At 41.8% G+C, this 15431-nt stretch carries 11 protein-coding genes and 1 riboswitch; of the genes, 9 read left to right on the top strand and 2 right to left on the bottom strand.

Translation table 11 applies throughout. The features are described from left to right. The first annotated feature begins 26 nt into the window (after positions 1-26). From GPA07_RS07000 to GPA07_RS07015, 4 genes are all read left to right on the top strand, one after another. Positions 27-1004: an electron transfer flavoprotein subunit alpha/FixB family protein gene (locus GPA07_RS07000; protein ID WP_157292255.1), complete on the top strand. Its 978-nt coding sequence runs from the start codon at positions 27-29 to the stop codon at positions 1002-1004. Between the two features lie 446 nt (positions 1005-1450). After that, positions 1451-1765, top strand: a complete 315-nt coding sequence (trxA, locus tag GPA07_RS07005) for a thioredoxin (RefSeq protein ID WP_007501629.1) — start codon at positions 1451-1453, stop codon at positions 1763-1765. A gap of 138 nt (positions 1766-1903) precedes the next feature. Then, on the top strand, positions 1904-3676 hold the full coding sequence (uvrC, locus tag GPA07_RS07010) for an excinuclease ABC subunit UvrC (protein WP_157292256.1): 1773 nt from the start codon (positions 1904-1906) through the stop codon (positions 3674-3676). Between the two features lie 61 nt (positions 3677-3737). Beyond that, positions 3738-3915: riboswitch (Lysine riboswitch) on the top strand. Positions 3916-4046: 131 nt separating this feature from the next. Next, positions 4047-5282, top strand: coding sequence for an aspartate kinase (locus GPA07_RS07015; protein WP_071168818.1), 1236 nt, complete (start codon positions 4047-4049; stop codon positions 5280-5282). Between the two features lie 200 nt (positions 5283-5482). Here the strand turns inward: GPA07_RS07015 and GPA07_RS07020 are convergent, their stop codons facing one another. Next, on the bottom strand, positions 5483-7231 hold the full coding sequence (locus tag GPA07_RS07020; RefSeq protein ID WP_157292257.1) for an ABC transporter ATP-binding protein: 1749 nt from the start codon (positions 7229-7231) through the stop codon (positions 5483-5485). Between the two features lie 129 nt (positions 7232-7360). On the opposite strand from GPA07_RS07020, the gene GPA07_RS07025 reads away from it, so the two are divergent. Genes GPA07_RS07025 through GPA07_RS07035 form a run of 3 tightly spaced genes read left to right on the top strand, consistent with a single transcriptional unit; the run spans position 7361 to position 12165 of the window. After that, positions 7361-8818, top strand: a complete 1458-nt coding sequence (locus tag GPA07_RS07025; RefSeq protein WP_232532119.1) for an ABC transporter permease — start codon at positions 7361-7363, stop codon at positions 8816-8818. 13 nt (positions 8819-8831) lie between these two features. Beyond that, the gene (locus GPA07_RS07030) at positions 8832-10352 is read left to right on the top strand and encodes an ABC transporter permease (protein ID WP_008355959.1); all 1521 of its coding nucleotides are present in this window, start codon (positions 8832-8834) and stop codon (positions 10350-10352) included. 19 nt (positions 10353-10371) lie between these two features. Then, positions 10372-12165 carry an ABC transporter substrate-binding protein gene (locus GPA07_RS07035; RefSeq protein WP_008355956.1) on the top strand — a complete coding sequence of 598 codons (1794 nt, stop codon included), beginning with the start codon at positions 10372-10374 and terminating at the stop codon, positions 12163-12165. 130 nt (positions 12166-12295) lie between these two features. Here GPA07_RS07035 and GPA07_RS07040 read toward each other — a convergent pair whose 3' ends face one another. After that, complete coding sequence (locus GPA07_RS07040) at positions 12296-12739, bottom strand: YslB family protein (RefSeq protein WP_008355955.1); 444 nt, start codon at positions 12737-12739, stop codon at positions 12296-12298. 284 nt (positions 12740-13023) lie between these two features. Between GPA07_RS07040 and GPA07_RS07045 the strand changes: the two genes are divergently transcribed. Next, entirely contained in the window at positions 13024-13632 is a 609-nt protein-coding gene (locus GPA07_RS07045) for a succinate dehydrogenase cytochrome b558 subunit (RefSeq protein ID WP_008355953.1), read from the top strand. 37 nt (positions 13633-13669) lie between these two features. Continuing rightward, positions 13670-15430 (top strand): succinate dehydrogenase flavoprotein subunit, encoded by a 1761-nt coding sequence (gene sdhA, locus GPA07_RS07050; protein ID WP_008355952.1) that lies wholly within the window; start codon positions 13670-13672, stop codon positions 15428-15430. Position 15431: the final 1 nt, after the last annotated feature.

Below are 15431 nucleotides of genomic sequence, written 5' to 3' on the forward strand. Positions count from 1 at the left end.
CACGAGAACAAGGGGGAGCATGAAAGATGAGTAAAAAAGTTGTTGTACTTGGAGAAAGTCGTGACGGTAAATTAAGAAACGTGACATTTGAAGCGATTGCTGCCGCTCACAAGGTGGCGGATGGCGGTGAAGTAATTGGCGTTTTAATAGGGGATAACGTTAAAGAGCAAGCGGAGGAACTGCTGTATTATGGTGCGGATCATGTGATGATTGTGGAGCACCCGCATCTTTCTTATTATACGTCTGATGGTTTCGCACAGGCGCTTCAGGCGATATTAGATCAAGTCAATCCAGATGCAGTGCTCTTTGGTCATACGTCTATCGGAAAAGACTTGTCACCAAAAATAGCCGCACGCCTGCAAACAGGTTTAATTTCAGATGCAATAGATGTAAGCGTTACCGGTGAGCATCTTGTTTTCACTAGACCGATTTATTCAGGGAAAGCCTTTGAAAAAGTCATTTCGACAGATCGTCTGCTGTTGGCGACCATTCGGCCAAACAACGTGCCGCCGCTGGAGCGGGATGCGTCACGAAGCGGAGAAGTCATGCCAGTTTCTGTCGATATTCAGAACCTGCGAACAATTGTGAAGGAAGTCATTAAAAAGACGTCAGAGGGCGTCGATTTATCTGAAGCAAAGATCATTGTCGCAGGAGGGCGGGGGGTCAAGAGCAAGGAAGGCTTTGAGCCGCTGAAAGAACTTGCCCAAACGTTAGGTGCAGCAGTTGGTGCTTCGCGTGGTGCATGTGACGCTGACTACTGCGATTATGCTCTGCAAATTGGTCAAACTGGAAAAGTTGTTACACCTGACCTTTACATTGCGTGCGGGATTTCAGGAGCGATTCAGCATTTAGCGGGCATGTCTAACAGCAAAGTCATTGTGGCGATTAACAAAGACCCTGAAGCCGAAATCTTCAAAATAGCTGATTACGGAATTGTTGGTGACTTGTTCGAAGTCGTTCCGCTTTTAAATGAAGAGTTAAAAAAGATGAATATCCACTCGTAACGCTCATCCACCCAGAATGCCTAGGTATTCTGGGTTTTTTGTATGTCATCCTGAAGCAAAGGCCCGCTGAAGGGATTTGCATAGAGAAAAAGCCATCAGTCAATTGAGCCTCAAGTTCGCCCAATCTGCTAATGGTCAGCGTCCTACGGCTCGAACTCCCATCTAACCCAGTCATCAAAATGACTGGCGGCCTAGCTTGTTCGCATATTTCTATGTTTGATGAGAAGAATGTTGGGGCAACATACATGGTAAATGAAGCGGAAAGGGAGTTATGTCATATGCTTAGAACCATTCTGATGATCATCGGTGCGATTGTTGTCATTGGTGCGATTATACGGTTTATTTTTTAATTCATTTCATAAAAAATGATTCGTAAGCATTTCATTCGCAAGTCACATGGGTAGATGCTATACTAAAAAGCATAATTTACATTGGAGGAATGAATAATGGCAATCGTAAAAGCGACTGACGCAACATTTTCACAAGAAACTGCAGAAGGTGTTGTTCTTGCAGACTTTTGGGCACCGTGGTGCGGACCTTGTAAAATGATCGCTCCAGTTCTTGAAGAACTTGATCAAGAAATGGGCGATAAAATGAAAATTGTTAAAATTGATGTGGATGATAACCAAGAAACTGCTGGTAAATACGGCGTTATGAGTATCCCAACACTTCTTGTTTTAAAAGACGGAGAAGTCGTCGAAACGTCTGTTGGTTTCAAACCAAAAGAAGCACTAGCTGAGCTTGTCAACAAACATCTATAAACCGATTTTGCCCATGCGGCATAATCTCTAAAGCGGTTCTCGTATAGTCGAGAGCCGCTTTTCTTTCAACATGGTATAAAACAAATGTTCGTGATACACTAGAAGGAGTGAAAGAGGAAAACAAGGACGGATGAAAATATGAACAAATTGATCAAAGAAAAGCTGTCAGTCTTACCTGATCAACCAGGCTGCTACTTAATGAAAGATAGACAAAATACGGTCATTTATGTAGGGAAGGCAAAGGTATTAAAAAACAGGGTGCGGTCTTATTTCACTGGATCTCATGATGCCAAGACGCAGCGGCTTGTCGGTGAAATTGAAGACTTTGAATACATTGTCACCTCTTCCAATATTGAGGCGCTCATTTTAGAGCTGAATTTAATTAAAAAGTATGACCCGAAATATAACGTCATGCTCAAGGACGACAAAACGTATCCTTTTATTAAAATTACGAATGAACGGCATCCGAAGCTGATCGTCACCCGCAATGTGAAAAAGGATAAAGGAAAATACTTCGGTCCATATCCGAACGTGCAAGCAGCTCGAGAAACGAAAAAGCTGCTCGACCGCTTATATCCGCTTAGGAAATGTGCAACACTCCCTGACCGCGTCTGTCTTTATTATCATCTTGGCCAATGTCTCGCCCCGTGTGTGTATGACATTTCTGAGGAAACGAATAAGCAGCTCGTGGATGAAATCACAAGGTTTCTAAACGGAGGGCATCAGCAAATTAAGAAAGAATTAACAGAGAAGATGCAAGAAGCGGCCGAACAATTAGAGTTTGAGCGGGCAAAAGAACTGAGAGATCAAATCGCATACATTGACTCAACGATGGAAAAGCAGAAGATGACGATGAGTGACCTATCCGATCGTGATGTATTTGCCTATGCTTATGATAAAGGCTGGATGTGTGTCCAAGTTTTCTTTATCAGACAAGGGAAATTAATTGAGCGCGATGTCAGTTTGTTCCCTATGTATCAAGACCCTGAGGAAGAATTTCTAACGTTTGTGGGGCAGTTTTATGAAAAGAACAACCATTTTCTGCCGAAGGAAATTTTGGTGCCAGACAGCGTCGATCAAGAGATGATTGAGCAATTGCTTGAAACGAATGTTCATCAGCCCAAAAAAGGAAAGAAAAAGGATTTACTTTTACTTGCACATCAAAATGCCAAAATCGCTCTCAAAGAAAAATTTTCGCTTATCGAGCGTGATGAAGAACGGACAATTGGGGCGGTGAAGCAGCTCGGCGATGCACTTAATATTTATATGCCCTACCGGATCGAGGCATTTGATAACTCCAATATTCAAGGAGCAGACCCAGTTTCCGCTATGGTTGTCTTTCAGGACGGGAAGCCATATAAAAAGGAATATCGAAAATACAAAATTAAAACTGTTGCAGGGCCAGATGATTATGCCTCCATGCGTGAAGTCATTAGAAGGCGGTATACACGTGTGTTAAAGGATGAGCTGCCGCTGCCAGATTTGATTTTAATTGACGGAGGAAAAGGACAGATCAACGCAGCCATAGATGTGCTCGAAAATGAATTAAATCTGTCTGTTCCTGTGGCAGGTCTTGTGAAAGATGAAAAACACCGGACATCGAATCTTATGATGGGTGATACGCTTGAAATTGTGGCACTAGAGCGTAACAGCCAGGCCTTTTATTTATTGCAGCGTATTCAAGATGAAGTGCACCGGTTTGCCATCAGCTTTCACAGGCAACTACGCGGAAAAAATGCATTTCAATCTATTTTAGATGATGTGCCAGGTATCGGAGAAAAACGTAAAAAGCAGCTGCTTAAACAGTTTGGCTCTGTGAAAAAGATGAAAGAAGCCTCTATCCAAGATTTTCAGGACGCAGGAATTCCGAAACAAACGGCTGAACTTTTAATGGAGGCATTAAAAAAATAGATTGTACTTTCTCCAAAAGTCTGTTAAAATGTGACTAATTTAATAAATGAACGTGTTGTTTGTTGAAGATAGAGGTGCGAACTTCAAGAGTAGGCCTTCAGAGATCGATGGGATCTAAGAAGAGGGCTGAAAGGGGAGCGTCGCCGAAGTGAATAAAATCCACTCATTTTATTCGCTGGCTGTACATTGAAGAAATGTAGGGCTGTCAAGAATTCATTTCTTGGAGGGCTATCTCATTGTTTGCATCGTTTGATGATGATTTTAAAGCAATGGGAGATTTGTTCTCTCATTGCTTTTTTATTTGCAGTGAACAGAGCAGTCTCCGCAGCCTCTTCTCTCACACGTGATCTTTTGAAAAAGGGTGGTAGACATGGGACTAATTGTACAAAAATTTGGCGGAACATCCGTTGGATCAACAGAAAAAATTCGCAAAGCCGCAGAGAGAGTCATCGCTGAACGCGAGGCAGGAAATGATGTGGTCGTGGTTGTGTCTGCGATGGGCAAATCAACGGATGTTCTAGTAGACCTAGCGAAAGAACTCACAGATGATCCAAGCAAAAGAGAAATGGATATGCTGCTCACGACTGGAGAGCAAGTGACCATTTCGTTATTGGCGATGGCACTGCAGGCAAAAGGCTATGACGCCATTTCCTTTACAGGCTGGCAGGCTGGGATGAAAACAGAGAAGGTGCACGGAAATGCAAGAATCGTGGACATTGATGAATCAAGAATCAAAGAGGAGCTAAGTGCGGGAAAAATCGTCGTTGTAGCAGGCTTCCAAGGGATTGCGGATGATCTACATATTACAACACTCGGACGAGGTGGATCAGATACGACGGCTGTGGCACTAGCTGCGGCACTCAAAGCGGACAAATGTGATATTTATACGGACGTACCAGGCGTGTTTACGACAGATCCGCGTTATGTGCCGTCTGCGCGAAAACTCGCAGGTATTTCATACGATGAAATGCTTGAGTTAGCCAATTTAGGAGCTGGCGTGCTGCACCCGAGAGCGGTCGAGTTTGCGAAAAATTACCAAGTCCCTTTAGAAGTCCGTTCTAGTATTGAAAATGAATCGGGGACGTTAATCGAGGAGGAATCATCCATGGAACAAAATTTAGTGGTAAGAGGAATTGCATTTGAAGATCAGATGACACGCGTGACGGTGTGCGGGCTTTCAAGCGGTTTAACAACATTGTCGACCATTTTTACGACGCTTGCTAAGCAAAATATCAATGTCGATATCATTATCCAGTCCGTCACAAGCACGAATCAGACGTCAATTTCTTTCTCTGTTAAAACGGATGATTTGTCCAAAACAGTGGAAGTACTAGAAGAATATAAAGGGGCACTTGGCTATGAGCAGATTGAGACAGAAAGTAAATTAGCCAAAGTATCTATCGTTGGTTCTGGTATGGTTTCAAACCCAGGCGTTGCGGCTGAAATGTTCGCCGTGTTAGCTCAAAAAGACATCCAAGTCAAAATGGTCAGTACGTCTGAGATCAAAGTCTCAACCGTCGTGGATCGTGAAGATATGGTGAAAGCGGTAGAAGCCCTTCATGATGCGTTTGAATTATCAAAGGTGAGCGCAGCAGCTCACTCTTAGCATGTAGACAAACCCATGCATTCGGTATCAGTCCTGCGTGCCGGTGTTCACGAATGTCAAATTCGCTCCGGTACGCGTCCTTCCTAGACTGCAAAGGTTTTCTATCACACTAAAAAGAAGACAAAGGGCTAAAATAAAGTTCATTTTAGCTCTTTGTCAACAATCTGAGAGGTGGCCCCGGTACAACGGGGACACCTTTTTTATTGTGCTTTTGGAATGGCAACCCAGTGATCTTTTGATATTTCTACTAGCTCTGCATTCTGTAAATCATAAATATCTTCGTCCATCTGTTCTGTCGAAACGAATCTTTCCTTCTTTGCTTCTACTTTAGGATCAGGTATAGGGATAGCTGAAAGTAGCGATTTTGTGTAGGGGTGCTGTGGATTGTTGTAAAGCTCCTCACTTTCGGCTAATTCCACAATTTTCCCAGCATACATCACTGCTACTCGGTCACTAATATGTTTCACCATCGACAAATCGTGTGCAATGAATAAATAAGTCAACCCAAGCTTTTTCTGAAGATCCTCTAACAAGCGTACAATTTGCGCTTGGATAGAAACATCAAGTGCAGACAGAGGTTCATCACATACTATCAATTGTGGTTTGACGGCAAGCGCCCTTGCGATCCCAATTCTCTGGCGCTGTCCTCCGGAGAATTCATGAGGATACCGATCGGCATGTGAAGGCTTTAGGCCAACCATCTCAAGCAGTTCTTCCAACCTTTTTCTCCTTTCAGTGTTGGTTGTGCTTAACTTGTGGAGATCAAGCGCCTGTCCGATAATATCCAGCACTTTAAAGCGAGGGTTTAGAGAAGAATAAGGGTCTTGAAAAATCATCTGCATATGCCGTCGCATCGTTTTCATTTCTTTTTTCGACAGACGGTGGATTGGAATGCCTTGAAATAAGATATCGCCATCTGTTGGTTCGTTTAAGCGAAGGATCGCTCGGCCAGTGGTTGATTTCCCAGAACCTGATTCGCCAACAAGTCCCAGTGTCTCTCCACGTTTAATCAAAAAATCAATCTGATCAACCGCTTTTAGTACATGCCCTTTACCGATTTGAAAGTGCTGAGATAATGATTTAACTTCCAGTAAAGCCGGGTGATGTCTGAAATGCATGGCATCAAAATCTTTCTTGTTTTTTTTCTTTTCATGTAAACGAGGCAAAGCATTGAGAAGCTGTTGTGTATATGCATGCTGAGGGTTCTCAAACAATTCTTCTGTTGTATTTGACTCGACAATTTTTCCTTCTTTCATCACAACCACCCGATCACACATTCCGGCAACAACACCCAAGTCGTGTGTGATGAAAATAATCGATGTCCCAAATCGTTCTTGAATATCCTTCATCACATGTAAAATTTGGGATTGCATTGTTACATCGAGTGCGGTCGTTGGTTCATCTGCGATAAGCAAGGCTGGCTGAGAGGCTAAAGCGATGGCAATGACGATTCGTTGACGCATACCGCCAGAGAATTCATGCGGATATTGCTGATAGCGCTCCTCACTATGCTGAATCCCTACAAGTTTCATAAGGTCAATGGCCTGTCGTTTAGCTTCTTCTTTTGAAAGCTTCTTGCGTTTGATCAAGCTTTCGGCGATTTGGGGGCCGATCCGCATCGTTGGGTTGAGAGAAGTCATAGGGTCTTGAAAAATCATGCCAATATCATGACCTCTTACAGCCTGCATTTCTTTTTCCGTTTTTGTTGTGAGTTCTTCCTCCTGAAAGGTGATACTTCCTGATTTTAAAAAAGAAGGAGGTGATGGGAGGAGTTGTAAAATGCTCCGGGCAGTTACACTTTTCCCGCTTCCTGATTCCCCAACAATACCAAGTGTTTCTCCTTTGTTTACTTCAAAGCTAATACCACGGACAGCTTCTAATTCGCCATCCCGTGTGTGAAAAGATATATGCAAATCCTTCACTTTTAAAAGAGGTACTAAATCCTTCAATTTTTCCCACCACCTGTATGATATGGATATTGACTTTCAAATAAAGCTAGCATAAACTTTACTATACCGGTCGGAATAATGCAATTAACTTTTTGGAACGAACATTCATGTGAAAGGGGGAACGATGGGGTGTCGAGAATGGTAACTGTAAAACTTGATGAGATTAGCGGCATTTCTCATTCATCTTGGGTAAGTCGAATATTTCAAGATATTCAATCACGCCGCTCATATCAATTATTGCTATGGATTGTTGGTTTACCCGTGCATTTGTGTGTGTTTTTTTATTATTTACATAAGAGTAAACAAGATTCATATCTTCACGTATTAGAAGAAGTGAAGGCTCGTTTAGAGGCTTCCGGCGCTAAAGAGGAAATGAGAGCGGATATTCAGCAGCAAGTGTTGAGAAAAAAAGAATTCTTTCATGAAAAAATAGATCCACATGAGATCGACAGATTCACTCTTCAGTGGACAGAAGAAACCTTTCAAAAAATAGTCAAATTGAAAGTTGAGGAAGAGCTAAAAAAACAAGGCCGGGCGAAAGTCTCGTTTCATACGGTTTTTGCTTCACTATTATCTAACCGACTTTTTCTTATGGTGACATTGGTTCCAGGCTTACCAATGTACATTCTGCTTTTTTTATACCGACATGCATTCTTGAAATATGTCATTGAACGGCTGCTTATGAGTGTATTGGTGATTATCGGTGTAGTCATTCTTGTCTTTACCATTCTCTATTTCTCTCCATTTGATCCAGCAGTAAATATTCTTGGAGAATCCGCAACAAAGGAGCAAATCGCCGCTTTTAATCACCTATATGGTCTAGATCAGCCATATATTCAACAGCTTTGGAATGCTTTAAAAGGACTTTTCACATTTGATCTAGGAAAATCGTTTACCGGAAATGAAGAAGTGGCAACGAGCATAGCGAATAAATTTCCTATCACGCTCACATTAGCTGTTTGGTCACTCGTCATGGCGGTTGTGATTGCCATTCCAATAGGGGTTATTTCTGCGACAAGACCATATTCATTTTTTGATTATTCGTTCATGTTTATCGCATTACTTGGGTTGTCCATTCCAAACTTTTGGCAAGGACTCATTTTCATTTTGAACTTTTCGATTAAATGGAACTGGCTTCCCGCCACGTATTCCCCAGAAAATTGGTTATCTTTACTCATGCCAGTCATCGTCCTTGGTACGGGGTTAACTGCCTCGATTGCTCGGATGACTAGGTCATCAATGCTCGAAGTTATCCATGAAGATTACATGATTACAGCAAAAGCAAAGGGGCTAAGTCAGCAGCATATTCTATGGCGACATGGAATTGGCAATGCTATGATTCCGATTATTACCGTCATTGGACTGCTTTTCGGCGGCATGCTTGGAGGAGCCGCTGTTACAGAAAAGGTATTCAACATTAGTGGTATTGGAAGTTATATCGTTGATAAGCAGTTTATCCCTGATATTCCGAGTATTTTGGGAGGGGTTGTATATGTGGCGATTACAATCTCCGTCGTAAATGTCATCATTGATATTTTATATGCATTTTTTGATCCTCGTATTAGATCAAAGATGAAACAAAATTGAAGTAGGTGTAGGCATGTCAGTAACGATGAAGTCAATTCACTCTCATGAGCAGCATCACGTGAAAAAGAGGTCTATCGAGTATATTGGCGCAAAATTCACATCTGTTGTATCAATTGTAATGGCCATTCTTTTCTTTATAAACAGTGTTGATATTGCGAATCAAACAGTGAAGCCAATGATGTTCAGTGTATCTTTAATTTATATTTTCTTTTCACTTATTCAAGTCGGTATTACATGGAAAATGAAGAATGATCTAGAAAAGACAGGTGTAATTCAAACCTTCACGAGGCGTCTAGGTTATGTGCAGCTGTTGAGTCTTTTCGCTGGTCATCTCATCATCACCGTTTTTGCCTTTAGTCTCATAAAAGAAAGAAGATCTCTGGCATATGTATTTGCTTATTACATGCTGATCAATCATATCGTGATCGTGGCTTTGTCGGCTCTCAACTTATTCAAACCCTATGTAACGGATTCCTTTCCGCTTGCTATGCTAACCCTGCTTGTTATCGGTCTCTTTTATACGGCAGTATTTGTGTTTGTCATCAAGCAGGAGGATAGAAAGGTATCACCGGCAGCGGGAACATATTTTGCTATTGCCCTTGTGCTTTCATCTGTGATGGGCAATGTATTTGCCCTTCTTCTTGCGATGCAGCTTATGGTGCAAACAGAACATATCAAAAAATATCGTTTTGAAAAATGGCATTCCATCTGGGAGAAAATAACGAGAAACCAAGCAGCGATGCTAGGACTGTTGTTCATTGGTTTTGTGTTCTCTCTGTCAATGTGGAGTGTATTTACCTTCGATTATGACTTGGCTGTCAAGAATCAATATGGCGCTATTTTGCAAACACCAAGTCTTGCTTATCCACTTGGAACTGATCAATTTGGCCGTGATGTATTTTCGCAAATTGTCTTTGGTGCAAGAATTTCTTTACTCGTTGGCTGCATTTCAACCCTTATTCCAGCCGTCATCGGAGGTTTTTTGGGGGCGATTGCTGGATACTACACGCCAAAAACAGATCATGTCATTATGCGGCTTCTGGATGTTCTTTATGCCATCCCGGGCATATTGCTGGCGATCGCTATCATTGCAGCATTCGGGGCTAATATTGTGAACTTGATCATTGCTCTTAGTGTAGGAGCGATTCCGACCTATGCCAGAACAATGCGTGCCAATGTCATGATGATTTCTAATTTAGAATATGTTCACTCAGCCCGTGCATTAGGTGCTAGTGACTGGTCTATTATTTTTAAAGAAATTGTCCCTAATTCACTGGCGCCAATGATTGTGAAAGCCACTTTGACAATTGGGTCGGCAGTGATTGCAACAAGTAGTTTGAGTTACTTGGGACTTGGCGTTGAACCTCATATTCCGGAATGGGGAAATATATTAAAAGCGGGGAGTACCTATCTAGAATCTCATGCCTATCTAGCAATTTTTCCAGGGCTCGCCATTATCATGCTTGTCTTATCATTTAACTTTTTAGGTGACGCATTACGGGATGCGTTAGATCCAAAATTAGATGAAATGTAAAAAACAAGGGGGAAATACGATGAAAAAAAGTGGATTATCATTGCTCATCATATTGCTTGTCGTATTAGCAGGCTGTGTCAATACAAAGTCAAGTGTAGGAAATGAGGAAGGGAGTCAAGCGTCGAAAGAAACGATTGAATTACTTGGAATGAGTAGCAGTGAAGATGACCTGAATATCGTACGAGATCAATTGGTTAAGAGTGGACTTAAAGTCAAATTGAATATTCAGCCTGATTACGGTAGCTATACAGCTCAAAAAGATGCGGGGAATTATGACATCGTTCTTTCGAGCTGGACGACTGTGACGGGCAACCCTGATTATGCAGTTCGAGGTATATTTAAAACGGGTGCTGATAACAGCATCTTGTCAGATAAACAAATCGATCAATTGATTGACACAGCAGCAACAGAAACGTCTGACGAATACATTCAAACGTATCAAGAATTAGAAAAGCGTCTAGTCTTTGATAAGGCCTATATTGCGCCGCTTTATAATTCATTGAAAGCTCAAGGTGTGAATAAAGAAGTGATCAATGAGAAGACCGTTCGTCTGGCTAAATCTCGGGCAGTTGCATGGGAATCAATTGATTTTAACGATTCATCCAAAAGAAATAAAGATCCGCTCATCACGCAGCAGGCGCTGGCTTCCCTTACATCGCTTGACCCGATTAAAGGCAATGATGGATCAATTAATACACTGAATACCAATATGTATGTAAGACTTGTGAATTTGACAGATGATGATACAGTCACATCAAAAGGTTCACTTTCTTGGAATCATGCCGCAGCAAAAGATAAGACACATTATTACTTCTTATTAAGAGACGATATCCATTTTGCAAGGGTGGAGAATAAAAAAGCAGTGGATTCGGGCGAACGTGTAGGTGCTGATGATGTGGTCTTTTCGCTCAATCGAGCCAAGGATAAAAATGCAGTACCAGATCATCGAACATACTCATTACATGAGCATATTAAAAGCGCAGAGGTCGTAACCGATCTATCTGAACTGAAAGCAATATCAGGTAATGGTGGTACGATCAAAGAAGATTTAGAAAAAGATGTGCAACAGAAGGTGAAAAAGCTCGTAAAAGATAAAAAAGATGCAGACAATCAAGCAGGTGCGTATCAAGTGGTAAAGATCACGACAACAGAGCCATTCCCGCAAGTATTAAATTATTTAGCCCATCAATCAGCAGGAATTGTTTCTAAGAAACAAATAGAGCGTGTAAACACGTATGATATAGATGCCTTTGATCCAGCAAAGGATATCCCATATGGTGATCAGCGTACAATCACAGAAGGGAAAATGTATAACAATCAATTGTTTGCGAGCGGACCATACATTTTATCGTATAAAAACGATTATGAAGCCGTTTTTTATAAAAACCCTGCATATATGAAAGGCACAGGGAACGAGCCAAACATTTCTCAAGTCACCGTTCGATTTATTGAAAATCCTGATAGTGCACTATCTGCACTTCGAAATGGTGAAATTCATATTTTTAATGGTATACCTGAAACAAAATATGATGTGGTTGAGAAAGATAGCAAGCTCGCCTTGCAAAAAAATCAGAGCAATGCGGTTGCTTATCTATTATTTAACACGTCTAAACGTGAAGTGGCAAAAAGCGAGGATTTACGAAAAGCCATCCTTTACTCAATCAATCAAGAGGAATTCGTTAACTTCTATCAAGGTCATAAAAACAAGGCCTCATCCACAGTCAGTCCGCTTGTTGAAACAAAGAACGAGTTAAAGCCGGATGCGGAAAAGGTGAAGGAATACTTAACGGCATATCAAAAAAGTAAAAAATGAGCAAGGAGCATCTACTTCGAATAGGGGTAGATGTTTTTCTGATGAAGGGAAATCCAGGTTCTGTGTGTGCTATGATAGAAGGACATATAAAAAAGGCGTGACACGAAGTCCTCGCCTTTCATAAAGAGTGTTAGCTAGGGTCTCTTAAATCCCATTTAACGGTTAAAATGACTTTATCAGCACGCTTTTTTACTTGTTCATAGGATTCAGCCACGTACTCATTGAGAAGCTGAATCTGTTCAGCAATAAAACCTGCTTCCATTTGAAAGCATGGCTCCTTTTGATAGGTGAGTCGATTCGTTATAAGTGGACCTTCGAGCTCAAACTCAATTTCCTGTTTTTTAGAATGGACCATCGTGAGAGTTCCCCATCCAGCATCATGGAAAAATTCGGGGATCTTCTCCCATGACTCTTGAGGAAATTTACGAGCAAGCAGCTTACCCGCAAAATACATCATAGAGGAATGATCCTGACCAAGAATGTCAGGCAGCAGAACTTCGCGTATCAGCTCGTAGGCAAATCCATTGACTTCAATTTCTTTTAGCTGTTCTAAGTTAGATTCAAATTTATTCATTGTACGGCTCCCCTCTTTCAACAATTTATTATAGCTTATGTGGGCATATGATGACAGAGTTTTCCCTAGAAGTCTAAGAAATTCTTATTGTAGTAAAACGAATTTTGATTTAAAACTTTTAAATTTCGGAAAATTTTAATTTATGTACGCGGTTTCTTGACGCTTTTTTGACATAGGAGTAAAATGAAATTGTCAATAAATTTGAATAAAGTGCTTACATTTGAAAGAAGCGGGGGTAAGACAATTTTCAAGCAATTGCACTTTTTTTACTAGGGGGTAAAGTAATGTCGGGGAACAAAGAATTTTTTTATCGGAGATTGCATTCTTTGCTTGGCGTCATTCCGGTCGGTCTATTTTTAGTACAGCACTTAGTGATTAACCACTTTGCGACGAATGGACCAGAGGCGTTTAACAAAGCTGCACACTTTATGGAACAGCTTCCATTCAGATATGCACTTGAGCTGTTCGTGATTTTCTTACCACTGATCTATCATGCTGTTTATGGGGTGTACATAGCCTTTACGGCACAAAACAACACGTCTCGCTTCAATTACTTAAGAAACTGGTTATTCAGACTGCAGCGGATTACAGGTATCATTACATTGATTTTTGTCACCTGGCACGTATGGGAAACACGTATTCAAGCGCAGCTTGGAGCAGAAGTAAACTATGACATGATGGCGAATATTTTAAGCTCTCCATTTATGCTAGGTTTCTATATTGTCGGCGTTTTATCTACTATTTTCCACTTTGCTAATGGTTTGTGGTCATTTGCTGTCAGCTGGGGAATTACGGTTTCACCACGCTCACAAAGAATCTCCACATATGTGACATTAGGTATATTTATAGCGCTTTCATATGTAGGGCTAAGAGCAATTTTCGCTTTTGTTTAAGAGGAAATAGATTAGTAGAAGAGGGAGAGGGGCTACAATGAGTAATTCTAGCATCATCGTTGTCGGAGGCGGCTTAGCTGGTCTCATGGCAACTATCAAAGCAGCAGAAGCGGGAACAGCTGTTAAACTATTTTCAATCGTACCTGTGAAACGTTCACATTCTGTGTGTGCACAGGGCGGAATTAACGGAGCGGTGAATACAAAAGGTGAAGGGGATTCACCATATGAGCATTTTGATGATACGGTTTACGGCGGAGATTTCTTAGCTAACCAGCCGCCAGTAAAGGCAATGTGTGAAGCAGCACCGTCCATTATCCACTTACTTGATCGTATGGGTGTGATGTTTAACAGAACACCAGAGGGATTACTGGACTTCCGCCGCTTCGGGGGAACACAGCACCACCGTACAGCATATGCTGGTGCCACAACAGGTCAGCAGCTATTATACGCACTGGATGAGCAGGTTCGCCGCTATGAAGTAGCAGGGCTTGTCACGAAATATGAAGGATGGGAATTCCTTGGCGCTGTCTTAGATGACGAGGAAGTCTGCCGAGGCATTGTCGCGCAGAACTTGACGACAATGGAAATCGAATCCTTCCGTTCAGATGCTGTTATCATGGCAACAGGTGGCCCTGGAATCGTCTTCGGTAAATCAACGAACTCTATGATTAATACCGGATCAGCTGCATCTATCGTTTATCAGCAAGGTGCACATTATGCAAATGGAGAATTCATTCAAATTCACCCAACAGCGATCCCAGGAGATGATAAACTTCGTCTCATGAGTGAATCAGCTCGTGGTGAAGGTGGACGTGTTTGGACATATAAGGACGGGAAGCCTTGGTACTTCCTTGAAGAAAAATACCCAGCGTACGGGAACCTTGTACCGCGTGACATTGCAACGCGTGAAATTTTCGACGTATGTGTTGAGCAAAAGCTAGGAATCAATGGAGAAAACATGGTATACCTTGACCTTTCTCACAAAGATCCAAAAGAGCTTGATATTAAGCTTGGCGGAATCATTGAAATCTATGAAAAATTCATGGGTGATGATCCGCGCAAGCTTCCGATGAAAATTTTCCCTGCTGTTCACTACTCAATGGGCGGATTATGGGTCGATTATGATCAAATGACGAATATTAAAGGCTTGTTCGCTGCCGGAGAATGTGATTATTCTATGCACGGCGGAAACAGACTTGGTGCAAACTCATTGCTTTCTGCGATTTACGGCGGAATGGTCGCTGGACCAAATGCTGTGAAATACATTAGCGGTCTTGAAAAGTCTGCAGAAGACCTATCTTCTACAACATTTGACAGCGCCGTGAAGAAAGAGCAGGAGAAATGGGACAACATCCTTAGCATGGATGGCACAGAAAATGCTTATGTGCTTCATAAAGAGCTTGGAGAATGGATGACGGATAACGTTACAGTGGTTCGTTACAATGACAAACTCTTAAAAACAGATCAGAAGATTGAAGAACTGATGGAGCGATATAAGCATATCAACATCAACGATACGGCATCATGGAGCAACCAAGGCGCTGCCTTCACACGTCAGCTTGACAACATGCTTCAGCTGGCACGAGTCATTACGATCGGGGCATACAACCGGAATGAAAGCCGAGGCGCACACTATAAACCGGAATTCCCAGAAAGAAACGATGAAGAATTCCTAAAAACAACGATGGCTACGTTCAAAGGGAAAAACCAAAAGCCTGCATTCCACTATGAGGACGTCGATGTATCGTTAATTGCACCTCGTAAACGAGATTACTCGAAGAAAAAGGTGGAGAAATAAG

It is taken from the genome of Bacillus sp. ms-22, assembly GCF_009759805.1.
Classification (GTDB): Bacteria; Bacillota; Bacilli; order Bacillales; family Bacillaceae; genus Bacillus; species Bacillus xiamenensis.